The 25,067-nt window shown below is 43.6% G+C and carries 20 protein-coding genes and 1 riboswitch; of the genes, 9 read left to right on the top strand and 11 right to left on the bottom strand.

What is annotated here, in order from left to right; all coding sequences use genetic code 11:
• The first annotated feature begins 136 nt into the window (after positions 1 to 136).
• Positions 137 to 772: a LysE family translocator gene (locus OCV12_RS09195; RefSeq protein WP_048659471.1), complete on the top strand. Its 636-nt coding sequence runs from the start codon at positions 137 to 139 to the stop codon at positions 770 to 772.
• A gap of 146 nt (positions 773 to 918) precedes the next feature.
• On the opposite strand, the gene OCV12_RS09190 is transcribed toward OCV12_RS09195, so the two are convergent.
• The 4 genes from OCV12_RS09190 to OCV12_RS09175 form a co-directional block, all read right to left on the bottom strand.
• Entirely contained in the window at positions 919 to 2,397 is a 1,479-nt protein-coding gene (locus tag OCV12_RS09190; RefSeq protein ID WP_261884461.1) for an aerolysin family beta-barrel pore-forming toxin, read from the bottom strand.
• A gap of 550 nt (positions 2,398 to 2,947) precedes the next feature.
• Positions 2,948 to 3,409, bottom strand: a complete 462-nt coding sequence (locus OCV12_RS09185) for a hypothetical protein (RefSeq protein ID WP_261884460.1) — start codon at positions 3,407 to 3,409, stop codon at positions 2,948 to 2,950.
• Positions 3,406 to 4,212, bottom strand: coding sequence for a winged helix-turn-helix domain-containing protein (locus OCV12_RS09180; protein ID WP_261884459.1), 807 nt, complete (start codon positions 4,210 to 4,212; stop codon positions 3,406 to 3,408). Before OCV12_RS09180 ends, OCV12_RS09185 begins: the two co-directional genes overlap by 4 nt.
• Before the next feature lie 392 nt (positions 4,213 to 4,604).
• Positions 4,605 to 5,975, bottom strand: a complete 1,371-nt coding sequence (locus tag OCV12_RS09175) for an alanine/glycine:cation symporter family protein (protein WP_261884458.1) — start codon at positions 5,973 to 5,975, stop codon at positions 4,605 to 4,607.
• 130 nt (positions 5,976 to 6,105) lie between these two features.
• Positions 6,106 to 6,225: riboswitch (glycine riboswitch) on the bottom strand.
• A gap of 608 nt (positions 6,226 to 6,833) precedes the next feature.
• Here OCV12_RS09175 and OCV12_RS09170 point away from each other — a divergent pair.
• Together OCV12_RS09170 and OCV12_RS09165 are read left to right on the top strand one after the other, a co-directional pair.
• Complete coding sequence (locus tag OCV12_RS09170; RefSeq protein WP_019820347.1) at positions 6,834 to 7,568, top strand: chromosome segregation ATPase; 735 nt, start codon at positions 6,834 to 6,836, stop codon at positions 7,566 to 7,568.
• A 340-nt stretch (positions 7,569 to 7,908) separates the two neighbouring features.
• Complete coding sequence (locus tag OCV12_RS09165; RefSeq protein WP_261884457.1) at positions 7,909 to 8,085, top strand: hypothetical protein; 177 nt, start codon at positions 7,909 to 7,911, stop codon at positions 8,083 to 8,085.
• Between the two features lie 115 nt (positions 8,086 to 8,200).
• Here the strand turns inward: OCV12_RS09165 and OCV12_RS09160 are convergent, their stop codons facing one another.
• From OCV12_RS09160 to OCV12_RS09135, 6 genes are all read right to left on the bottom strand, one after another.
• A complete protein-coding gene (locus OCV12_RS09160) occupies positions 8,201 to 9,742 on the bottom strand; it encodes an alanine/glycine:cation symporter family protein (RefSeq protein ID WP_123296870.1) in 1,542 nt (513 codons plus the stop codon).
• A 582-nt stretch (positions 9,743 to 10,324) separates the two neighbouring features.
• Positions 10,325 to 11,500: an ABC transporter permease gene (locus tag OCV12_RS09155; protein WP_261884456.1), complete on the bottom strand. Its 1,176-nt coding sequence runs from the start codon at positions 11,498 to 11,500 to the stop codon at positions 10,325 to 10,327.
• Positions 11,497 to 12,741 (bottom strand): ABC transporter permease, encoded by a 1,245-nt coding sequence (locus OCV12_RS09150; protein WP_261884455.1) that lies wholly within the window; start codon positions 12,739 to 12,741, stop codon positions 11,497 to 11,499. The genes OCV12_RS09155 and OCV12_RS09150 overlap by 4 nt, the downstream gene beginning before the upstream one ends.
• A gap of 7 nt (positions 12,742 to 12,748) precedes the next feature.
• A complete protein-coding gene (locus OCV12_RS09145; protein WP_261884454.1) occupies positions 12,749 to 13,723 on the bottom strand; it encodes an HlyD family secretion protein in 975 nt (324 codons plus the stop codon).
• Positions 13,724 to 13,726: 3 nt separating this feature from the next.
• Positions 13,727 to 15,184, bottom strand: a complete 1,458-nt coding sequence (locus OCV12_RS09140; protein ID WP_176681087.1) for a TolC family protein — start codon at positions 15,182 to 15,184, stop codon at positions 13,727 to 13,729.
• 214 nt (positions 15,185 to 15,398) lie between these two features.
• Positions 15,399 to 15,626, bottom strand: coding sequence for a hypothetical protein (locus OCV12_RS09135; RefSeq protein ID WP_008220782.1), 228 nt, complete (start codon positions 15,624 to 15,626; stop codon positions 15,399 to 15,401).
• 632 nt (positions 15,627 to 16,258) lie between these two features.
• Between OCV12_RS09135 and OCV12_RS09130 the strand changes: the two genes are divergently transcribed.
• The 5 genes from OCV12_RS09130 (at position 16,259) to gnd (ending at position 22,830) form a co-directional block, all read left to right on the top strand.
• A complete protein-coding gene (locus tag OCV12_RS09130; protein ID WP_261884453.1) occupies positions 16,259 to 17,911 on the top strand; it encodes an ATP-binding protein in 1,653 nt (550 codons plus the stop codon).
• Positions 17,912 to 17,980: 69 nt separating this feature from the next.
• Positions 17,981 to 18,676: a response regulator gene (locus tag OCV12_RS09125; RefSeq protein ID WP_261884452.1), complete on the top strand. Its 696-nt coding sequence runs from the start codon at positions 17,981 to 17,983 to the stop codon at positions 18,674 to 18,676.
• Between the two features lie 442 nt (positions 18,677 to 19,118).
• Positions 19,119 to 20,621, top strand: a complete 1,503-nt coding sequence (gene zwf / locus OCV12_RS09120; protein WP_008220790.1) for a glucose-6-phosphate dehydrogenase — start codon at positions 19,119 to 19,121, stop codon at positions 20,619 to 20,621.
• Positions 20,618 to 21,352 carry a 6-phosphogluconolactonase gene (gene pgl / locus OCV12_RS09115; protein WP_123296884.1) on the top strand — a complete coding sequence of 245 codons (735 nt, stop codon included), beginning with the start codon at positions 20,618 to 20,620 and terminating at the stop codon, positions 21,350 to 21,352. Before zwf ends, pgl begins: the two co-directional genes overlap by 4 nt.
• 29 nt (positions 21,353 to 21,381) lie before the next feature.
• On the top strand, positions 21,382 to 22,830 hold the full coding sequence (gene gnd / locus OCV12_RS09110; protein ID WP_017059712.1) for a decarboxylating NADP(+)-dependent phosphogluconate dehydrogenase: 1,449 nt from the start codon (positions 21,382 to 21,384) through the stop codon (positions 22,828 to 22,830).
• A gap of 145 nt (positions 22,831 to 22,975) precedes the next feature.
• Here gnd and OCV12_RS09105 read toward each other — a convergent pair whose 3' ends face one another.
• The gene (locus tag OCV12_RS09105) at positions 22,976 to 24,136 is read right to left on the bottom strand and encodes an HD-GYP domain-containing protein (RefSeq protein ID WP_261884451.1); all 1,161 of its coding nucleotides are present in this window, start codon (positions 24,134 to 24,136) and stop codon (positions 22,976 to 22,978) included.
• 389 nt (positions 24,137 to 24,525) lie between these two features.
• On the opposite strand from OCV12_RS09105, the gene OCV12_RS09100 reads away from it, so the two are divergent.
• Positions 24,526 to 24,939: a VF530 family protein gene (locus OCV12_RS09100; RefSeq protein WP_102431182.1), complete on the top strand. Its 414-nt coding sequence runs from the start codon at positions 24,526 to 24,528 to the stop codon at positions 24,937 to 24,939.
• Positions 24,940 to 25,067 lie beyond the last annotated feature (128 nt).

Raw genomic sequence — 25,067 nt, 5'->3', positions numbered from 1 at the left:
TTACTATTTGTTAACAAATTAAACTGTACCATTGTGCACAAAATCAGTGAGTTGTATAGCTGACGGCAATTGTTGCTTGCGAATTGTTCAGATACACGGTATTGATGATAGATCGCTGAACAAGAATGACAATGATATGGATATTTTGAACTTTGAGGCATTTCTGATTGCCATCACTATTTTAACGCTAACGCCGGGTTTAGACACGGCATTGGTAATTCGTAATACGAGCCGTTCTGGCTTATCTGACGGTGTGATGACCAGCTTTGGTATCTGTAGCGGTCTTTATGTGCACGCCTTTTTCTCTGCAGTGGGTATCTCTGCGATTCTTGCTCAATCAGCTGAACTCTTTCAAGCCGTTAAAATGGTGGGTGCGGTTTACCTGATTTGGCTTGGTTTAAGCAGTTTACGCGCTTTGATGAAAAATGGTGGTGGGTTGAAGGTTGGCGAGCAAGCTCATCAAGCCTACAGTGCAAAACGTTCTTTGCGTGAAGGTTTCTTATCTAATGTGCTTAACCCGAAAACGGCGGTTTTCTACTTGGCTTTTCTGCCTCAATTCGTAAACCCTGAAGGCTCGCCGTTATTACAATCTATGTTGATGGCTTCGGTCCACTTTATGATTGCGATGGTGTGGCAATGTGGCTTAGCTGGCGCGCTTAACTCGGCTAAAAACTTACTAAAGAATGCGAGCTTTATGAAGTGGATGGAAGGTGTGACTGGCATGGTGCTGGTGGGACTGGGTGTTAAGCTTCTGATGGAAGAACCTGTGTAGTTCACCTTTTTTAATAGAACATATGAAAGCCCACGACGTGTCGTGGGCTTTTGCGTTTTGTTGTTTGTAGAACTTTGTGTCGCTCTTATTAAACAACCTAGTTCTTCACAACGTAGTTATTTACAGTCTAGCTATTCACAATCTAACTATTCAACGACGCTGATGTTCATCTCAGCACCTTCGAAACCTAAGTCACTCAACTCATCAGCATTGAAGTTGGTGGTAACTTCAATATCGCCAATGCGTTCAGTCGTTTCATTGACGGAGTCGGTACTTCTTTTGCTGCGTAGATTGTTGGTAATCGGTGTTGCTTGGCCAATCTCAATGGTGCCTGCAAATTGAGAGTCTGCGTAGAAATCACCCGACACGTAAGAGTGGAATGGACGTAAGCTTCCGCCTGTTGCGTATTGCATGCTAGATAAGCCCGCTTCTTTGATTGCCCAACCCCAATCCCACCATTTGGTTTCACCTGGAATGTATCGGTGATCCCATTGGTAGCGAATGTCTGCAGATTTCTCACCACCGCGACCCATAGTGAAGGTGTGACCTTTGTAAGGGCGGTTGTCCGGATGTGTATGCCATGCGTTGCCACCCCAACGAAGGAAGCCGTTAAACTCAACATCGTAACTAATATCAGCGTTGAATCGGTACGGGTAGGAGATACTTGAACGATACAACTCGACTCGAATCGGCAGCTCTGAGTTGGCTGGAACCATTGGGCGCGCTTGAAGTGTCACTTGTTCGCTAGTAGAGCCGCCATTGGATTTAGAGAAGCTTTGGTTGGCTTCAAATTTAACGGTGAGCTTAGTTTCGCCAACAAGAGGCCACTTAAACGTATTCTCTGTTTGAACACTTTGTGAGAATCCGTAGCTGTTCGTTTTCGACCAGTTTGTTGATTCATCCACTTTCAGGTCGACAACCACTTGCTGAGCGATATTACTGTTGTTTCTTGCCGTCGCGTAAACCGTCTTCACTAGTTCACGGTCTGATTCGATAACATCGCCATGCCAAAAGTTGTCGTCGTTAACGGTGTAGGCAAAGTTATCGACGGTGATTTTAGTTTTTTCCCCACAGCGATAACCACTACAAGAACCACCATTGTTTCCTTGTATCACCCAGCTGTCGCCAGAGCGGTTGATCGTCATGTCTTCACCCACGTACTGACTATTATTGCCGCCAACCCATGCGTAACCTAGGTTATGAGCCAAATAGCTTAACGGACGAACAAAATCATTACGGTTATTGACCAGCTCATATTGAACATCCAACTCGCTGCCTTCTGGAACCGATTTAGCAGAGTAGTTTGGAATTTCAGACTGGTCATTGTTCGGATAACAGAACGTTTTGCCGTTGGTTGTGTCTTGTTTAATAAGGCCATTGTATCCCGGGCCCATGATCACCCAGTTTCCTTTTAAGCCTGTGATCTGCCAAGTGCCCATTCTAGCCAGCAAAGCGCTCTTTTGCTCTTCGGCTTCAAAACGGTCTAACGGGCGATAGCCAGAGCGACATACATCGTCACCAAGTTGGTCATGGACTATTTGGTCTGGGTAAATTTTTGCGTTTACGCCAGTAGATAGAACAGACAACACTGCGGTTGCTAAGAGACTTCTGTTTATTCGGATCATTAACAATTCCCTCATTTGTAATTTTTCTATTTTGATAACGTTTTTTGTGCCGTGCAGTTAACAAGACAAGTTCACTTTTTCATGTTGATAAATAGATAGATACTGAAAAGGGTTGAATTAAATTACCCTGTTAATTCAATGGCTTGTATTGTTTTATTTGTTTATTCGGTGAAAGAGGCTGTAATTGAAAAGAAATTCTTTGATAGGGCTCAAACCGTTTTTAGAAAAATGAGGCGTGATGATTGATACATTCACGTCAAATAGTTTTTAACGTGGTCTATCGCGGGTGAAATGAATGGTTAAGTACGAGAGAAGACATATTATTCACATCGCTTTTATTTGATGTAAATATCAACAGGAGAGCGATAAATGAGACTGGGATTTTAAAATTTAATCCAGTGTTTTAAACATTCGATTAATTGAATTCTCAAAATACAAGAGATGTTTATTGATGTAGTAATAAATATAACCATCCGTTTTTTATGTGTAATATTCAGAACGGTGTTAATTAAAACGAAGTGAATTCAGCTGGTGGCCAAACGGAGATAAATTATCGTTTAGCCAAAAGTTGTGTTCTTCCTGTATTACATGTTCGAATGATGGCAAATAAATCATTTGAACTTAATATATCAACCTTCAATGTTAAAGGGTCATTGTTGATAAGTAGGTAGGGCGACAATAAGCTGTCATTCATGGTTTTATTTATTTTTTGCACGGAGACTAAGTCGATAGTGCCGGCTATTGAAAAGAACAGGGATTGAGAAGGACCAGCTTCTCCTCTAAATCGTAGAACAATCGGGTCGGGCATGTTGTTATCTTGGACGGACATAAGATGCAGAACCTTGTTATCACTTATTTTGGTGAGCCCATCGGTTCGTAATACATTTCCATCTAACACAAGATCTACCACGCTATGTTGATAACGGTGCTCTTCTTGGGGCGGAGATGAAGGAATACTCCATATACCAATCAATAAGGCTAGCGAGGAAAACAGAGCTAGAAATGGCATCATAATTGGCCTCTCTTTAGGAATAATTCTATCTCTTCACTCGCTCGATCTAATTGCGTGGCTGTGTAAAAGATATTGATGGACTGACGTGTTGTCTTGTTGAGCATGGAGAGTTCTGAATAGCCTGGCTCATCGCTGATGTAGGCGACGCAATCGCATTGGTATTTGTAGAGAATGGCTTCGAGTTCTGGACTCAAGGACATCTCTGTTTCTTGAAAAACTTGTACCTGCCCAACCCATTGCTCATTAAGTCGGTTAAAGGGGGTGATATCACCAAGGCTTTTATCGTGAACCTTAGCAAAAGCCAACAGTGCCGAGGACAACAGCAAACAGCCCGTTATGAAGTAACACAGTCTGTTTTTGTATAAGCTGACCTGAGAATAGGCAAGTGAAGTCGATTTGGATTCAGGTGTATCGTTGTTAGCAATAGAGGCAGCAATATTACTTTGACTGAGTGGGACTTTGTCACTCACAGGAGTGAGAGGAACAGTGGTTTCGCTTTGTGGTTGCGAGTCAATAAAGACGCATTCATCAATAAGTCGGTAACCTACCTTTGGCACCGTGACGATGGGTGTTTCTCTGATGCCAAGCTTAACGAACCCTTGGCGAAGTAAGCTGATACACTTCGCCAGTGACGTATCCCCAATGAACTCACTTCCCCATGCGAAACTAATAATATCTTGTTTGTTCACAATCTCGGGCGAGTTTTTAAGTAATAACTCTAAAACGCGAGTCTCACGATATCCTATTTTAATAGAACGTTCGTCGTTATAAATACGGTTTTTAATCGGGTCGAATCTGATCATATAGCCAACGTTTTATTTTTATTATAATTCTCTCAACAATTTAAATGACTATAAACTGACTATTATATGAATTAAAGTCACATGTTTTATTCTGGTGTGTTTTTGAGTGGTCAAAACAAAATCGCTCCTTATTTGTTTATGAAAGAAACTCTACCATTTAGTCATAATCTATTAAATATAAGTAATATCTAATTAAGTGTTAGTTTTATTAGTGAGCTTTTAATTAGAGATTTTTGGATTAATCTTTGTCTATAAATTAATTAGAACAGTGCTCCAATTAAAGTCTTATTTTATTTGTGGGTAAAAGATAGTAATAAATTAGTCAGTTTAAGTATTGAATAGATATAAAAAAGCCCGCATTTGAATGCGGGCTTTGGTTCAATCAATTCTGATTATGCTTTAACAGCTTCACAATTGTTTGAAGACGTTAAAGGTTTGAAGAATAGTTTTGTTTCTTCGATAACCACGTGGCGTAGCAAGATAAGGCCGATTAGGTTTGGAATTGCCATCAGGCCGTTCACGATATCTGCCATTATCCAGATCATGTCGAGCTTCAAGAATGCACCAGAAGCCACCAACGCAATGAAGATGATCTTGTAAGGTAGGACTGCTTTAGTACCTAGCAAGAAAACAACACAACGCTCGCCGTAGTAGTTCCAACCTAAAATCGTAGTAAACGCAAAGAAGATTAGGCCAACAGAAACCAGCATTGGGCCAAGCGTGTCTGCGTTCAGACCAATAGCAAATGCATGAGTGGTCATCGCAGCACCTGAAAGGTCAGTCTGCCAAGCGCCGGTTAAGATAAGCGCCAAACCAGTCATCGTACAAATGATGATGGTGTCGAAGAAAGTACCTGTCATAGAGACAAGGCCTTGTTTCACGCATGAATCTGTTTTTGCCGCCGCAGCAGCCATTGGTGCGCTACCTAAACCAGATTCATTAGAGAATACACCACGAGCAATACCCGATTGGATAGCAAGCATGATGCTCGCACCAAAGAAACCGCCTGTCGCCGCTGTATTAGTAAACGCAGAGGTAACAACAAGGGTAATGGCATTCAGTAGTTGGTCTGCATTTGAAACCAAAACGCTCAAACACGCGACAATGTACATAACCGCCATGGTCGGAACCACTTTTCCTGCAACCTTAGCAATAGATTGAATACCACCAAGCGTTACCACTGCCACCAATATCGTTAGAACAACAGCAGACATCTCACGCGAAGCGCCAAATGATATTTCAGTAGCGTCCAAAATAGCGTTAACTTGTGGGAAGGTACCAATACCGAAGCAGGCAACACCCAAAGCGAACACAGCGAACATTACCGCCAAGATTCTTGAGCCCACACCGTATTGAAGGTAGTACATAGGGCCGCCAACCATTTCGCCATTGCTATCGGTTCTGCGGTATTTAACAGCAAGTAGACATTCTGCGTATTTGGTCGCCATGCCAAATACAGCGGCAAGCCACATCCAGAATAGGGCACCAGGGCCACCAATCTTGATTGCGGTCGCTACACCAACGATGTTACCAGTACCAATGGTCGCTGAAAGCGCGGTACACAAAGCGGCAAAACTTGATACGTCACCCGTACCGGATTTGTCTTTGCTGAATACCATTTTTAGCGCGGTTGGGAGGTGTCTAAACTGGAGTAAGCCTAAGCGAAAAGTAAAGTAGATACCTGTACCCACTAGCAGAATAAGTAGTGGTGGTCCCCAAACGAATTGGTTGATGGTTTGTAGTGTAGCTTGTAGGTGGTTCATAGATTCCCCTTAATAAATTAAAAAATTTAAGGAGAAGAGGGAAGGCAGTGCAGATCACAGGGATCGGTATCACTACTTAATACATACGGATTTCTAGATAGAATTCTTTTGTTAATTAAGGCTTGTTGCTTTCCACTCCTCTGTCCTTTTGCCTGAGAGTTTCACTTAGCGAATCACTTATAGATAAGTAACGGGCACTAAGCTTGCTCCTTCGGCGACCGATCTAACGGTTCTCTCCAGAGGTTCCTCCAACGACAGTCCTCACTTTTCTGGATTTCTCCAGCATAAAGCACCTGAAAGATTTACTTCTTCGGCGGGTCAATCTAACTAAATGTTAAAGTTTAGTTAAAAACCACTCTCCTGCAGTCTTCATCGGAACAATTACCTAAATAATTAGGTAATCTGTAAGCGTATCCTAGATCATATAAAATGTGATGTCAGCTACAAAATATCTGTTTGCACAAATGTTGTTCAACTAAATGATCAAACAACGCGACTCTGACGTAACTTGCTTATTTAAATGGTATAAAATAGGGAAACAAGGAGGAGTTATGACTCGACTAATAGCGATTGTTTTTTTATTGGCTTTGGCATTTGTATTGTTTCGTTACCGGACCAACGAAAAACTGCAAAAATGGGTAGTGATAGTTATCGTTAGCAGCTTCCTTTTGTATACTGCCTGCTTGATGATTTCGGAGTTAACGCGTTAAACCGTCTGTGAGCAGATGGGATGAACGTGTTAGTAAAGCGCAAGTGCTTCTGACTTGAGCGATAGGTTTAACTGAACCTACATAATCAGTATTGGTATTAGTGCCAGTGACCGCGTAACGTTAAACATATTTTTGGGAGTACCCGCTAGTGAACCAGCAATCTGGACAAAGCGAACAAGATGAAGTGGTTGTTATTGAAGAACGCGATAAGCGCAGTCAGCTCTATATCGGCATTGCTGCGGTTATAGGTTTAGCATTGGGTGGCTTAATCGGTTCGACAGTGACGGCTTCGAAGTGGGAGTCCACTTATCAGGTACTCGAAACCCGTTATCAAGAAGTGCGCGACAGCAAAACAGAATTGATGACGTCGGTTGAAGCTAAGGTGGCAAAAGTCGATACCGAGATCGACGCCAAAGTAGAAGTTGCGCTAGCTAAGCAGGCTGAAGAACACCAAAAAGAACTCCAAGAGTTAGCGAAACAATCTGCAGTTTTAGAGAAAGCGAATTACTCGTTAGAACAGCAGTTAAACGAACAAAAGCAAACGCTAGACAAAACCGAGCAAGATAACCAGAAGCTAAACCGTCAGGCGGATATGCAGTCGACCTTGTTTGAACGCTCTCGTGAGCTGTTCCGTAAAGAATTACAAATATCTCAAGAGCTTGAAAAGCTTGAGAAGGAAAGAGACGAGCTTGAACAGAACCTTGGTTCACTTAAGAAAGCGTGTGATGTGTTCTTAGATGGCACCTCATGGGATGCGAAATCTGACGCGTGTGAGAAGCAAGATAACGCGAACTCTCGCCTAAGTGACATCAGACAAATGATTGAAGTCCACACCATGGATCTTAAGCAAATCAAAACACTAACCGAAGAGATGGGTTTATAAGCTCAAACCTTTAATTCATCGTCTTTAGCTATAACTATTCCAACGCCCACATCATGTTAATGGTGTGGGCGTTTTTCGTTCCCGGCTACTTTTGTAGGGGATTAGTTCAATGTATGACTAGCCAGGAGAGTTATACGTTGAAGACCCGTTTTCACACTATTACCAAGTTATTCGTGATTAGAGCCGTAAAATGGTTTTAATATGTGATCAATTGAATACTTGGTGACTTTGCACGCATATTTATAAGGTTGAGAAACAGCATAATAGCGATGTTCTAGGATGAACACGCGGTCTGTTGTCATTCTGTGATTAGACCATCTCAATGGACAGGGATTAAACCATGAATGAATATCTGTGTGAGAACTGCACCGTAGCCTATTGTTTTGATGATTGTAATTCGCCATTAGCGCAACGAGAAATGATTGAAGTAGAAGAGCTGGTGGATCGTAAAAAACTAAGCCAAGATCCCGAACGGCTTGAACAAGAAAAGCCAGATACAAAAATCCCTACGAGCTAAACCTTAAGCCAGTAGGGATTTTAGGTTATTGCAGTACTGTTCTCGCTTTCTCAAGCAAAGGGTATTACAAAAATTTTTAGAACAGTGTTATTTGACGATAAGCACTGAAGAGAAGTTATTTCTCGTAAGTTTTGATTTCGCCAGATTTCACGCGAGCAACAAATGATTGCAGTTCTTTCTTAACAACAGGCATCAAGAAGTATAGACCTAGGATGTTAAAGATAGACATTGCAAAGATAGCTGCATCAGAGAAGTCGATTACCGCGCCAAATTGAATGGTCGCGCCAATCACAACGAACACACAGAACATCACTTTGAATACGAGTTCTGTTGCCTTTCCTTCACCAAATAGGTAAGTCCATGCTTTAAGACCGTAGTACGACCAAGAAATCATGGTAGAGAACGCAAACATGATAACGGCTAGGGCTAGTGTGTATTTGAAGAAGCCTGCAGTTTCAGTGAATGATGCTGCAGTTAGGGTTACACCCGTTAGGCCTGTACCATCGAATGGACCTGTGTTTAGGCCTGCGATAGTGATAACCAATGCTGTCATTGTACAAATGATTACCGTATCAACGAACGGTTCTAATAGTGATACTAGACCTTCAGTGATTGGCTCTTTTGTTTTAACCGCTGAGTGAGCAATAGCTGCTGAACCAACACCTGCTTCATTCGAGAACGTCGCACGTTTCAAGCCTTGAATTAACGCACCAATGAATCCACCAACCACACCTTCACCAGTAAATGCACCTGTAAAGATTGCACTGAACGCAGGGCCAACTTGATCAAGGTTAGAACCGATAACAATCACAGCCATACCGATATATAGCGCAGCCATCCAAGGCACAACTTTTTCAGTTACCGATGCAATAGAAGGCATACCACCAACAATTACAGAGAAAACCAAAGCGGCTAACACAAGGCCAGTGATAACACCGTATTCGCTTGGAATATCAAAAGCATAAGTCAACATTGCATGAGCTTGGTTGGCTTGGAACATGTTACCGCCACCCAAAGAACCCAAGATACACATCAGTGCGAAACCGATAGCCAGTACCTTACCGAGTCCACCTAAACCTCTTTCACCAAGACCTTGGCTTAGGTAGTACATAGGACCACCTGAAACAACGCCTGACGGTAAGATAGTTCGGTATTTCACACCTAAGGTACACTCACAGAACTTAGAAGCCATCCCGAGGATGCCACACAAGATCATCCAGAATGTTGCCCCAGGGCCACCAATCGCAAGCGCGGCACCTACACCAGCAATGTTACCAAGACCTACCGTTCCTGAAAGAGCGGTTGTTAGAGCTTGAAAGTGAGAAACCTCGCCATCTTCTTTCGATTTAGGGTCGGTGTACTTACCTTTAATGATGTCGATAGCCATGCCGACACGTTTAAATTGAACGAAGCCAAAATAAACAGTAAAGATGAGTGCAGCAAGTAATAGCCACCCAACAATAATCGGGAAGTTGGCTTCACCTACTGGCACGCTTTTAAATATTAATCCAACGAACCATCCTGTGTACTCGTTGAAAAATCCATCAACACTTTGGCTTAAGTTGCTAATGGCTTGATTAAATGACCCTTCTTCTGCAAATGCACTGGAACTAAACAATAATATAAACCCAAAAAATAATTCTCTTATGTTTTTCATGGTTTTCCCTGCTTTTTATTAAATTATGTTTGTTGCTGTTGTGTTTGTTTTGTATTTCAATAGCTTATATATTTCTTTGGTAGCGACAAAAGCTCTGTTGCTAAGTCAAAATGCGAAATAAATATAACTACTAATCACGTTTTATATGGAGATCCTTTCGGTACGTCCATCAATGAGACTATGATATTCGGCTTATCAAGTCTTATTGATAACCCTATACATAAAAATAATGTCATCAAAGAAATTTTTACAATAAATTTACAATTATTCGGGTTTTGTCATCATTTTGGAATAAGTCGATGATTTTCGAGTTTGAAAAGGCATATGCAGTGATGGCAATAGCGGCAGGTGAATTTTGTTAGGAAGGCGGTTTATCCTTGTTTAAAGCGATTCCTTAGATCTTGAGGTGTGATTCACGATCAAATCGCTCTAAACCTGATGGAAGAGAGTGAAGGAAGTTTGAATACTTGATATGTTTTTGGCGGCTTCTAACCATTCGATAGTTAACGAGCTTGAAACTTGAAGGCATTAAAAAAGCCCTTAATCAGAGCTTTTTTAATGGTTTTCGATGAGTCAAACAGCTTAACTACTGTTGCTGGTACTCGTACTACTGATAACGACGCTTTTACTCGATTTGTGGTAGAGCTTAAGTGCTAACAACGAACCCCATAGAGCAACTTGTCCCCATAACAGCGTCCATTGAGGTGCGACTTCTTGCCATGAAGCGCCCATCTGATTCAGCGCCAAGAAACCTTGAATAGCAGGGGTACTTGGGAATAGTTCTGATAGCATTACCAACCACTGTGGCATCATTTCAACAGGCCAGATAAATCCAGACGAGAAGATAAGCGGCATTGAACTGATTAACACAACAACCGTGACTAACTCTCTTCGTGGCACTAACTCACCGATAAAAATGCCAATCAAACAGCTGGCCAATAAGAAGGGCAGTAACAAGGTTAAAATCTGTGAGATTGAGGCGAGTAGGTTAATCCCGTACATCGAAAAGCTGGCGCCGAAGTAGTACATCGATAATAAGTAGTAGATGCCTACTAAGGTGCAACAGCGAGCAAGGATTAGTTTGGCTGGATGAATTCTGCTCCAATAGCCGAATGTGGATTGAGCATTTTGCGTTGCAGCAACTAAACCAGAAGCCATGGCTAAGGTTTGTTGCAGAATCAACACAAATACAGCAGGCACAACATAATCGATGTATCCCATGCGACTATTGAAGGTTGGTTTTAGGTTCAAGCTAAAGGCGCTGTAACCTTTGGCTGCTGACTCTAACGGCACACCTTCGACTAGCAAGTGGCTGACTTTAACTTGTGCGGCTAACGTGCCTCCGGCTTTGGCTAACCCTTCAACAATGGTTCCGTACACTAAGAAGTAAGACGCATCACCCGCATAAGAGAGCGTAGGGCTCTTTCCAAGAAGTAGATCTTTATAGAAATCTTCTGGGATGACGATGAACCCGCCAATCTCTTGGTTCAACACAGCTTGTTTCGCATCTTCAATGGTGGAATCTCGACGAACCAAATCGATTTGTGAGGTCGCATCGACCATTCTTTCTAACTGGTAGCTGCTTTGGCTCTTATCTAGGTTCACCACCGACGCTTTCAATTGTTGAGGTACTTGATTTGCGTAAGGCAACGGATACAAGAATGAATAGAAGACCACGCCACCAAATACGGTGAGCAAGACAACTGGGTTGCGAAGTACCGCTAACAGTTCTTGTTTTAGCAGTTGAGTAAAGCTCATTGTTTTACTCCTTGTTCTGCATCTTGTGCTTTAGCTGAGAGTGATGCTTGCGCTAGATGTTTCTTAATTAACAACATAACCACCAATGCAGGAACCGCATACCACAACATAGAAGTGAGGCTGATTAACGATTGTGCTGCGCTCACGCCATAACTGGACTGAGCCGTTTGTACTTCGATGTAGTGACTCACTGGCAGTAAGCTTCTCCAAACTTGAGCTGCCGTGTTCATGTCGGTTACTGGGAAAGTAATCCCCATGAAAGCGAAGCTTGGTGCTGTAAAGGCACCGGCGAAACTCATCGCTCTTGCTGGATCGAGCGTCAAGAAGAAGAACAAGCAACCCATAATGATACAGCTGACAACCGTTAGTAGTTGAGCAACCGTTAAAGCCATGAAGCTGCCGTTAAATGGCCAGTCGAGCAGACGATAGAACCAAAAGCTAAACGCAATACCAAACGCTAAAAACAGAGCCACGTAAGGGGTTAACGTTGAAACTAACGACTTCGCAGGAGAGTGTGAAAGCCATGCCTTTAGCCCACGAGCTCGAACGTTTGCAGTTAACACCAGTATCGTGCCGACCACAATCATGATTTGCCATAAAGCAGGAATAACGGCAGATACCAAGAACTGAGCGTAACTAGTGTTCTTGTTAAACAATGGGGTGATTTGGCTTTGTACCGTGACAGCTTGCCCCAATGCTGATTGCACCGTGGTATCACCGTGTGAAAGCTGTTTAACGACTTCAAGCTGAGCGTTAAAAGTCCCTTGAGCTTGTAACAGCGCTGAGTTGACCAGTTTACCTATCAAGATGAATTGACTGTTGTAGAACACAGACACTTGAGGGTTCAAACCTAGGTAGAGATCGCGGTCGAAGTGTTTTGGTATCACAACGTAACCGTAGATATCGCGCTCAATCATCGCCTTAGCGGCTTCGCTCACTGAACTGTATTTCTGAGTCACTTGTAGGGTAGGTGACGCATCAACAAGACGAGTGAACTGTTGCGATATTTGACTGTGTTCAAGATCAACCACAGCGACGGGTAAATCACGAGCGATGCCTTGCGAGAAAATCAGCCAAATACTCGCTGCAAGCAGCAAGGGTATCCAAGTTAGACACGACAACAACCACTTGTCTTTGCGAACTATCGCCCACTGTCTAAGCAAGGTACTCGTCACCTTGTGATGATCAGGTGAATAAGAGCCTGTAGATTGTGCTCCTGTAGATCGAAAGTTAGCAGACATAAGTCACCTAAAGCTCAACCACAAGGCTCATACCCATGCGCAGTGTTTCGTCTGTGTCGACAGGGCGTGCTTCTACTTCGAATGTACGTAAATCAAAGCCTTGCGATGCATCGGTTGAACGCCAAGTCGCGAAATCACCCATTACGGCAATATGAGTCACTTTAAAGGTCAGTGATTTGTCTAGAGCAGGGAGGTAAGCATCAAACTGCGTGCCTTTTTCAAAGTGCTTCAACATGTCTTCACGAACGTTAAGTACCGCCCATGCGTCTTGAGTATCGATAACGGTGACAACAGGGAAACCTTGCGGCGCTAATTCACCACTGCTTAGCAATACTTGAGACACTTCACCACTAAACCAGCTGTGGATCTGTGTGTCTTTTGCGTAGGCTTCAACTTCTGCCACTGCACCTGCAGCCATTAAGGCTTTTTGAGCAGCAGCAACTTTGGTTTCATCACGAGCACCTTCTTGCGCCAACTGGTACATCTGGAAGGCAGCACTTTCTGTGTATTTCGCGGCTTGCCACTGTGTTTTGGCTTCGTCACGCTTTTGTTCAGCGACGACACCATCGTTGTAAAGGTTATTTACACGTTGGTAGGTTTTGTTCATCAGATCGGCAGCAGCTTTAGCTTTCAGCCATTGGTCTTTAGCGGCTTGGATTTGCTGAGTACGTGCGCCATTTTCGGCTTCTTGAGCTAATGCGCCAGCGGCTTTCTGGCCAGCTTTCGCTTGTTCTAATTTAGCGTCGATCTCTGGGCTAAGTAGAGAGAAGATCAATTCACCTTTCTCAACAGAGTCGCCTTTGCGCACGAATACTTGGTCAATTCGGCCTGGTACTTTAGAAGAGATGCTGTATTGCTGCGCATCGATTTGGCCTTGAAGCTTAACCGGTTGAGGCTGATACGCTTGGTAAAAACTGTATCCGACCCAGCCAATAATGCCGATACCAACTATAGATAGAAGAAGGGGCTTAATAGGTTTCATGAGTTATCCTTTTGACTGGCTAGCGGTGTCTGTTTTTGAGTCGAAATCAGACGTAACAGAAGAAGTTAAGTAACTTGAGTAAGCATTCATTTCGCTGGTGAGCGCCAAAAGCTTGTTGAGGGAGATAAGATATTTGAATCGCGCAGCAGATTGCTGTGTCTTAATGCTCGCAAGGTATAGCTCTGCATCAACCACTTCTAACGAGTTAGACAGCCCTTGAGTGAACGCTTTTTTGCGAAGAGATAGATTCTCTTGAGCTAACGACAAGCTAGAATTGAGCCCTTGAACCTCTTCAATCGCTTGCTTCGCTTCAAGATAGGTCTTTTGTACCAAAACGGTTAAGTCTTGTTTGGCTTGTGACTTAAGGAATTGCACCTGTGAAACTGCACTGTGCGCAGCGGCTACCTTATCAGAGCGTCCAGAGGTATCGATCAGCGGTACGTTCACACCAATGCCGACTAACCAATCCGGTTTCATTTCACTCGCCAACGAGTCGTCCTCGTAAAGGCTGTAATCACCGTAAAGGTAGACTTCTGGGTAGTATTTGCCTTTTTCAGCTTTGATTAAGCTGCTTGCTTGTTTCTCTTTCGCATCAAGGATCTTAAGGCCGGGGTAGGTCATCAGTGTTTGATCAATGAACACATCCATATGAGGAAGGTTCTTGTTGATAAACAGTTGCTCTGAAGGTTCAACACTCTGGCTTTGGCCAAGAATTTGAGTCAGTGCTAACTGAGCAATCTTGAGGTCATTTTCAGCCTTAGTACGTTCAACGACTGCTTTATCTAAAGAGGCATCCGCTTGTAAACGTTCAACTCGTGCGATTTGCCCTTGTTGTTCCATCTTGATGGCGAAATCTCGGTGCTGAGTTAAGCCTGCTTCTACGGCCTGACGCGTTTTCACAACGTCTTCCGCTAAGATTACTGAGAAGTAGTATTTGCTTAAGTCTTCGTAGCGAGCCTGCTTTTCCATCAAGAGTTGGCTTTGCGCTTCTTCGCTTTTACCTTCAGCTGCGGTTTGTGCTGCGTTAATTCGTCCGCCTGTAAAAATAGGCCAAACTGCGCGAATTGAAGAGCTGAAGATGTCTTGTTCGGTGATGGTGGAGGTGATACCTCCGAGAGATGAAACTAGCCCGGGAGCAATGGCTCCAATACCAGATAAGCCAGCTGGTACGCCACTTAGGCTATCTGCAAACTGTTCGCCATTGATGGTCACGTCACTATCAAGGTGAGTGTAGTTAGCGCCAAGCGTGACAGAAGGCAGGTTAAGGCTTCCAGTTGCATTTTGAAGGTGTTGATAACGCTCAACATTAGCTTGTTGAGCTGCAAGAGAGTTGTTGTTCTCTTGGAGTATTTGCCACGCCTCAGAAAAAGTGAGCGGGGCAGCATAGCTTGGCGAACTGATAGCACCGATAAGAATACTGGCAATCGCAAGGCGTCGGAATGTCGGTTTGGTCATCTGCATTAAATACCAAATTAGAGTATTAGCTCTAATGTTAACAGGGGGATAATCATTTGTCTTGAACAGATTACCTCATATGAACAATTAGCATAGCCGCTCGTTAATATAATGTGAATGCTATTAAGGGTTTAATGGTTGGAGAAAAGAAACAAAAAGAGCACGACGAATCGTGCTCTTTAAGTTCAGTATAGAAGGGTTTACTACAAATTGATTGGCGCTATTTAAAGCTTGGACAATGGTGATCGGCGCGCCACACCAATTGTCTTGAACCTTGCATCGTTTGTAGTAAATCTCTACCTGACATTTGCGGGAAAGCTAACAATACTTTTAGATCGAGAGGGGATGTCTCGTTCTTCTCATATGCTCTGACATGAGTGAAAGTAGATTGTAAGTTTTTGAACAACATAGCCTTTGTTAGGCAGATTCCAAAATTATCGCGTTTCATTGCCTGGTTTCCTTTTCAACAATGTTTATAGGTTATGTTTTTTATCCTGTTTCTATTGGACGTTGCCACTGATCGATACTTCCTGCTCATCAATGCTTTATTATTGGGTGCTGCTTTTATCAGTCACCTCTTCGTTGTCTAACTAGCCGGTTGTCTAACTATCCGAGTGTCAAATAGCGATGGATGAATAGGGGAGAATAGTTAATCCGTTTGTTCATCATTCGTAACGGCGAGCGCGCAACTTTTACTTATCGGTACGTCCAGCGAGTGAGGGTTTGTTGCTTTTATGTTAACCGAAGTTCCGGGTTAAACGCTGTCTAAAAATTGCAACGTATAGCTTGGCAACAATAAACTCCTTCATATGCAACCATTATAATTGTATTTATTTTAAACAACCTAAAAAACACCTAAAAGCTTAGTGATCTAGCTCGATATTTATTCGTTTATTTGTCTTTTTAAGCTAATCCGTTCTAAAAGTGAGCGATTGTTTGGGCCGTATAACGTAAAGGAATATCAATTAATAATCTGGTCAATTATTTAGTTGAGTAACAGTCACAAATTCGTATAAGCGCAAAGGTCATAAGATTAACTTGGTGTTAACATTAATCGTTAAGCACTAGGGACGGTTTTATATGAAATGGAGTAGCATCAGTTTCCGTAAAAGGTTACTGATTATCATGACGGTCACTGGCCTCGTTGAGCTGTTGATACTCTCAGCGGCAGGTTTTTCTTATATCAAACAATCTCAAGAGCAAGAGATGGGTTTGAAAGCGCTCGGTGTGGCCGAATTTCTCTCCGAATCACCGCTAGTCACCCGCATTATTCAAGAAAATGGAACCTTGGATGCTGATGGCATTCCTCACGTTTTATCTGAAGAGACCCAAGTAAAGTTTCGAAACCTCACGCAGTTAATTGGTGCGGCGTTTATTGTTGTCGGTGATGAGAAAGGCATTCGCTTGATTCACCCATACGACGACAGGTTGGGTAAACCCATGCGTGGCGGAGATAACCAGAAAGCATTGGTATTGGGTGAGTCTTACGTATCGACGGCAAAAGGTTCGCTCGGGTTTTCAGTTCGTGGTAAATCGGCCGTCAAAGACTCGAATGATGCTGTCATCGGCGTGGTATCGGTTGGTTATCTCTTAGATTCGCTGCAAGACAGAATTGAACCTTATTTAGCCTTTTTGATCGTGATGGCCTTGCTGGTGGTTGCCGTTAACGCATTGATTTCAAGCTATGTGTCTCGTCGCTTTCAGCGTGCTATTTTGGGCTTTGAGCCAGAAGAGATAGGCCGTTTATACGTTGAGCTCGATGTGACCATGAGTACCGTGAAAGAGGGTATTTTAAGTATCGATAAGAACGGTATTTTGCGCTCAATAAACAAGAGTGCCTGCGATATCTTGTCTATTGATAGAGATAAAGCGCTCAACCAGAAGCGTCTTTCAGATGTGTTAGCTGGCAGTGATTTAGAGCAGCTGTTATCGACGGGTGATACTGATCATGATGTTGAGCTTTACCTGAATAACAAACGAATCATTGCTAACCGTAGCCCGATTATTGTAGCTGGTGAAGTGGTTGGCGCGGTGTCCAGTTTCCGTTTACGAGATGAGATTAATGACTTAACGGATCAGCTATCTCAAACTAAAGAATATGCGGATCTATTGCGTTCGCAAACACATGAACACCAGAACAAGTTGAATACCATTAGCGGCTTGATTCAGATGGGTGAGTTGGAATCTGTTCAGCAGTTGATTGGACAAGAAACGGCCCACTATCAAAGCCTGATCGAGTTCTTAAGAGAAACGGTCAAAGACCCACTGATTGCGGGCATGTTGTTAGGCAAAACAGAACGCGCACGTGAGATTGGTTTAGAGCTTAAAGTCGAAGAAGGTTCGAGGCTTGAGGCGCTGCCAAGCCGTTTAAATGCGGATGACGTTGTCACTATTCTCGGTAACCTGATCGATAACGCGTTTGATGCCACCATGATGGCGATTAAACAAGAAGGGCAAATAGCCCCTGCGCGCCGCGTGATTGATGTGTCTATCAGTGATTTTGGCAATGAAATCATCGTTGAAGTGGAAGATAAAGGTTGTGGTTTACCAAAACACTTGGCTACCAATGACTTGACTGAAAAAGGCGTGTCGAGCAAAGCGAAACAGAATCGTGGTGTCGGCTTATATTTGATTAAGCAGTTAGCCGACCGCTACCAAGGGCTATTAGAAATGGTTGATAACCCTGACTTTGGTTCACGCATGACGGTTTATCTACCAAAAGAAGAACAATAATAATTAAGCACGAAACGATCGAGTGACGATCATCGTGACAGGAATACAATGGTTAAAGGAAGAACATAAATGAACGCAATCACGAGAGTCATGGTCATTGAAGATGATATTGCGATTGCAGAGCTTCACCATCGTTATTTAGAACAGATGGGAGGCTTTGATGTGGTTGGTATCGCGACCACACAGTCTGAAGCCTTAATGCAGCTCGATATCTTGAAGCCTGATTTGGTGCTTTTGGATGTTTATCTGCCGGATGGGTGTGGGCTCGATATTCTTAATCACGTTCGCGGCAGCAATCAAGGCTGTGATGTTATTTTGATTACCGCAGCACGTGACGTCGATACTTTGCAGCAAGCGATGCGTGGCGGAGTCGTCGACTATCTACTCAAACCTGTAATGTTTCCTCGCTTGGAAGCGGCGCTGAAAAAGTACCAATCACAGCAGCAAGAATTTGAAAGCGTGTCTGACCTTAACCAAGACTTGGTCGACAAGATGTTGCAAGCCAATGCGAAAGCAGACTCAGCGAAAGTATCGACGTTACCCAAAGGGATCGACGGTGTAACACTCGATAAGATTCGTGCGATATTTCAACAAGTTGACGCGACGAATATCACGGCTGATGAAGCGGGGGAGCGTATTGGTGCAAGCCGAACCACTGCCAGACGCTACCTAGAATTCTTGATCACGACCGGTGAATTGGTTGCCGATTTAAACTACGGCACCGTTGGTCGTCCTGAACGTTGCTATAACAAAGCAAAAAGATAAGGTCGCGCAAGAAGCTCTCTTCATCCGAAGACGCCTTTACATTCCAAGTAAACTGTAAAACCAGTTGAATAAGCTGGTTTTAGTTTCCCTTTTAACATCCACAAGTCACTCCACAGACCAGATGCCATTCTTTCTTGACTACAATGTTTGAGAATGCCGATTTGCTGCTATTTCTACCTTTGTGAACTGAGCTATCGATTAGAATTTGTTCGAAATGAGTCAATATTTAATCGATTGCTTTCACAGTGGTTGATGTAAATCAAATACTCATAGACAATACTGTCCCGAATAGAGGTGATAGCATTCACCCTCGTTTACCAAACGCATTCTCAAGTGTAATAGGCACTCGCTATTGATGTAATAGCTAAGACCTATTATCTATTTTCGTATGTCGCTGATACCGTTGGCGAATACTAAAAACCTTGTTTTTATAGGAAAGATGATGGTAATACCTGAAAACAGCAGCATCGTTATTTTTGGTGCGTCGGGAGATCTAACTTACCGCAAGTTAATTCCTGCTTTGTACCACCTGTATGCTAGCAATCAACTACCAGAATCCTTTGCGATTCTTGGAGTGAGCCGTACTGAGTACAGCGATGAGTCTTACCGTGAGAAGCTGAAGAAGTCTCTTCAGGAAATGGAACAAACTGAACCTGAGACGCTGAATGCATTTATTGAACATTTGCATTACCAAGCGATCAACACTTCAGATGTCGAAGATTACGCTCGTTTAGCACAACGTCTAGACAAGCTTGAGCAAGACTACCAATTCGAAAACCATAACACACTGTTCTACTTGGCAACGCCGCCAAGCCTATACGGTGTGATCCCAGCAAACCTTGCTGCGCATGGCCTGAACGATGAAACGAACGGCTGGCGTCGTCTGATCATCGAGAAGCCATTTGGTTACGACCTAGCTTCTGCTCAAGCGTTAGATGAAGAGATCCATCATCACTTCCAAGAACACCAGATCTACCGTATCGACCACTACCTTGGTAAAGAAACGGTACAAAACCTTCTAGTGCTTCGTTTCTCAAACGCGATGTTTGAACCACTGTGGAACCGTAACTTTATTGAATACGTTGAAATCACAGGTGCTGAGTTCCTTGGCGTTGAAGAACGTGGCGGATACTACGACGGTTCTGGTGCAGTTCGTGACATGTTCCAAAACCACCTGTTACAAGTGTTAGCGATGGTTGGTATGGAGCCACCTGCTCAAATCAATGCGGATTCAATTCGTGACGAAGTGGTTAAAGTACTTCAATGTCTGAAACCTCTTGAGGAAGATGATCTACGTAAAGATCTCGTTCTTGGTCAATACACAGCTTCAGACGTTCGCGGCCAGCACTTGCTTGGTTACCGTGAAGAGCCGGGTGTAGCAGACGATTCTCGTACTGAAACGTACATTGGTCTTAAAGCGCACATCAACAACTGGCGCTGGAATGGTGTTCCTTTCTACGTTCGTACGGGTAAACGCTTACCAACGCGCGTCACGGAAATCGTGATTCACTTTAAGAACACGCCACACCCAGTATTTGGTCAAGATGCACCAGAGAACAAACTGATTATCCGTATCCAACCGGACGAAGGTATTCAGATGAGCTTTGGCTTGAAAGAGCCGGGCGCAGGCTTCAAAGCAAAAGAAGTGAAAATGAACTTCTCTTACTCTGACTTGCCTGAAACTCAAATGCTAACGGCTTACGAGCGTCTTCTTCTTGATGCACTTAACGGCGATGCAACTCTGTTTGCACGTACCGATGCAGTAGAAGCGTGTTGGAAGTACGTTCAACCAATCTTAGACTTCAAGCAAGATCCTCAAGCACTGTTTGGCTATGCTTGTGGTACTTGGGGCCCACAGGAAGCGGATGAACTTCTGCAACGTGATGGCCGCGCATGGCGTTTCCCATGCAAAAACTTAACAGATACGGACTACTGTGAACTATGATCAATCACAAGATCTTTGCAACGCCAGAATTGGTTGTTGAAACTCTAGCAAACGAAATGAAAGCGTACAGCGAGCAGGGTAAACCTGTTCACATTTCATTGTCTGGTGGCAGCACGCCAAAAATGCTTTTTAAGCTTTTAGCTCAAGCACCATACGCAGAAGGCATTCAATGGAATAACCTTCACTTCTGGTGGGGCGACGAACGTTGCGTTGCACCAGACGACGCTGAAAGCAACTTCGGTGAAGCTAACGCGCTCTTATTTTCGAAACTAAAAGAGTTTACTCAAGTGAACCTTCCTGCTGAAAACATCCACCGCATCCGTGGTGAAGATGAACCTAAAGCAGAAGCAGAGCGTTTCGCAAAAGAGATGGCAGACGTAATCCCAACAGAAAACGGCACGCCAGTTTTCGATTGGATTCTGCTAGGTGTTGGCGCTGATGGCCACACAGCCTCACTATTCCCGGGTGCAACCAACTACCAAGATGAGAACCTGTCTGTACTGGCTTCTCACCCTGAGTCTGGTCAAATCCGTGTTTCTAAAACCGCAAAAGTTTTAGAAGCAGCAAAACGAATCAGCTACCTAGTACTGGGTGCAGGTAAAGTTGAGATCGTTAAAGAAATTCATACTACTCCTGCTTCAGAGTTGCCTTACCCGGCAGCGAAAATCCAGTCTAAAACAGGCGAGACAGAGTGGTTCCTAGATTCAAATGCAGCAAGTGCTATCGCATAAGTGCGAATAGCCGCAAGGAGATATAAATAATGAAAGGTGATATCGGTGTAATTGGCCTAGCAGTAATGGGTCAGAACCTTATCCTAAACATGAACGACCACGGCTTCAAAGTTGTGGCTCACAACCGTACTGCTGCGAAAGTAGACGAGTTCCTAGAAGGCCCAGCTAAAGGTACTAACATTGTTGGTGCTTACTCTCTAGAAGAGCTAGTTGAAAAGCTAGAAGCGCCACGTAAAGTGATGCTTATGGTTCGTGCTGGTGATGTTGTAGACACGTTCATCGAAAACCTAATCCCACTTCTAGACGAAGGCGACATCATCATTGATGGTGGTAACACTAACTACCCTGACACTAACCGTCGTGTAGCGCATTGTCGTGAGAAAGGCATCCACTTCATCGGTACTGGTGTATCTGGTGGTGAAGAAGGTGCTCGTTTCGGTCCTTCAATCATGCCAGGCGGCGCGGCTGAAGCTTGGGAAGCGGTTAAGCCAATCTTCCAAGGTATCTCTGCAAAAACTGACGCTGGCGAGCCTTGTTGTGACTGGGTTGGTAACGACGGTGCTGGTCACTTCGTTAAGATGGTACATAACGGCATCGAATACGGTGACATGCAGCTTATCACTGAAGCATACCAGTTCATGAAAGATGGTCTAGGTATGTCTGCGGACGAGATGCAAGCAGTATTTGCTGACTGGAACAAGACTGAGCTAGACAGCTACCTAGTTGAAATCACTGCTGACATCCTTGGCTACAAAGATGAAGACGGTGAAGCGCTAGTTGAGAAGATCCTAGACACTGCAGGCCAAAAAGGTACGGGTAAGTGGACTGGTATCAACGCTCTAGACCTAGGTATCCCACTAACTCTAATCTCTGAGTCTGTATTCTCTCGTTGCCTGTCTGCTCTTAAAGACCAACGTGTTGAAGCTGAAGCTTTGTTTGAGAAAACAATCACTCCAGTTGAAGGCGACAAGCAAGAGTGGGTTGATGCACTACGTCAAGCTCTACTGGCTTCTAAGATCATTTCTTACGCTCAAGGTTTCATGCTAATGCGTGAAGCGTCGAACGAAAACGGCTGGGACCTAAACTACGGTAACGTAGCTCTTATGTGGCGTGGTGGTTGTATCATCCGTTCTGCATTCCTAGGCAACATCCGTGATGCGTACGAAGCAAATCCAGACATCGCGTTCCTAGGTTCTGACGAGTACTTCAAAAACATCCTACAAGGCAGCCTAGTAGCATGGCGCAAAGTAGCAGCGAAATCTCTAGAGTCTGGTATCCCAATGCCATGTACGATTTCTGCGCTATCTTTCCTAGACGGTTACACAACAGCACGTCTACCAGCGAACCTGCTTCAAGCTCAACGTGACTACTTCGGTGCTCACACTTACGAGCGTACTGACCGTCCACGTGGTGAATTCTTCCACACAAACTGGACTGGTACAGGCGGCGACACTGCTTCTACAACTTACGACGTATAATCGTTAGTTAGAATCAGTTAAGAACGTGTTTGTTCTTTCAGCTGAAAACTAGAAAATAAAAGGATGCCAATTGGCATCCTTTTTTGTTGGCTCGCGTTTTCTTTGGTCTACACAACCAAAGCGTTACAGTTCAAGGCGTCACAGTTCAAGCCATCATGGCTTGGGGTTTTACATCGTCGTTGTATTGCTCCCGAATTGCCATAAAGCCGTCTAGGTTCTGTTTAAGCGCCTCAACACATTCAGGGTCGAACATTGAACCGTTGTGCGCTTCAATGTATTCCATGACTTCATCGAGTGACCATGCGTGCTTGTAGGCTCTTTTACTCATGAGCGCATCAAATACATCCGCGAGCGTTACAATTCGTGCTTCAAGTGGAATCGCAGTATGACTTAACCCATCGGGTAATCCGGAACCATCAAACCGTTCGTGGTGATGACGCACAATATTCTTAATGAACTGAATTTCATCAGAACACATAGAGCAGTGGTGGGAGAGGGACACGACATCGTTAATCATCTCTTCACCATACAAAGTGTGATTGTTCATGATGGCTCTTTCTTCTGCTGAAAAACGGCACGTGCTGAACAACACGTTATCAGGGATTCGATATTTTCCTATGTCGTGGAAGGGGGCGTATAAACGAATACGATGAATGAACTGGTGTGTGATTTCATTATTACTCTGGGACATCGTTCTAGCGATCTGTTCACTGTATTTCCCCATGCGAATCAGATGCTCTTTGGTTTCAGGGTCGCGAGCGTGTCCCATGTTTAAGGCGATCGCTAATGACGACTGAAAGTGACGTTGCCTTTCAAACAACTGAACAAACAAACTCGAGATGAGCTGAGAGATATAGGCAATATCACACTGGATATATTCCTTAGCAAAAAAGTCCGTTGACGATGCATTGATAAACACAAATCCAAGATTACTTTCTTGATAGTGAATGGGCGTTGTATAGCTGCTTTGGTGCCCGAGTTGGAGTAAGTGTGAAATTTGTTTGGTCGGTTTGATCGAGGTGAGATCGTGGATGATTCGAGTATCGAGAGATTCAGCCATTCGCGATAAAGCTGATTCTGGTTTAAGTTCTTGTTCTACGTAGCGATGTTCTGCTTCTTGGCACAGCGTGTCTGAAACAAAGTAATTCGATGCTCTGTTTTCGCTGCATAGTACAACGGAAAGCCGAGATAATGTGGGGTAATGTTCACGAGCTAGCCGAAAAAGGTCATCAACAATGGCGATAATGTCCTTATCTTGAGCGGCTACTCTGTTGAGCTGGGAGTAGTCAAACATGTTACAAGCCAACCTTTATTTATAGTTATATCATTGTTTATTCGAGTTATTTGTTATTTTTAGTATCGATTAAAAAATAGCATTGCGTTCTGATAAAATACAATATCATTACGATATAAATGGTTATTTCATTGTATTACCCTCATTTTTGTTAACTGGTACTTTTATCGGTTCTTGGATCTGAAAAAAGGGAAAGAGGTTGATGGTAATTCAGGCGTTAAGTGACCATTTTGAAATTAAATGAAAAGATAAATAGGATAACGTGCATGCTTTATGCCATCATAAAGGCATAAATAAGGGCAATGGATGTAATGCCTAAGTGATTGAGCTAGAAGCGGTCAGTGATGACGGTGTTCTAGAGTATATTCAAGGCCGTGAGCTGCCTTGAAAAAGGTAATGTTATGACTGAAGAAGAAAGAATCGAACTGCAACAAAATAACCCTCTACACGGCTTAAAGCTTGAGACCATGATCACTGAGTTAGTGGATCACTATGGTTGGGAAATTTTGGATGCGGCAATGCGCATGAACTGCTTTAACACTAAGCCGACTGTAGCAAGCGCTGTTAAATATCTGAAGAAGACGGAATGGGCTCGTGAGAAGGTTGAAAACTTCTACCTTTACCGTTTTAAGCGTATGCCTAAAGCATCAGACATCGAATACCAGATGCCTCCGCGTTCACGTACATTCCGTCACGGGTTAGAACCTCGTGAGCCAATGGAATTAACGGTTGAGTCTATCCAGGCTTCTCAAGCTAAAGCGGCATCGGCATTTAAAGCTCGCCGTGGCGGTAACGGTCGTAACTTTCGTCGTTAAGAACAGGCGTCGCTAATAAAGACGCGTCATTAATAACGCCGTCTAATCAGCCAAAAGCGATAAGCAAAAAATACAAAAGGAGCCTAAGTGCTCCTTTTTTAACGTGTGTACTTAGTTCAAGCGTGTAA

Origin of the sequence: Vibrio pomeroyi (assembly GCF_024347595.1) — a bacterium.
In the GTDB taxonomy this organism is placed as follows: domain Bacteria; phylum Pseudomonadota; class Gammaproteobacteria; order Enterobacterales; family Vibrionaceae; genus Vibrio; species Vibrio pomeroyi.
Note: the sequence above shows the minus strand (reverse complement) of the source record. Positions and strands in the feature narration are given on the sequence as shown.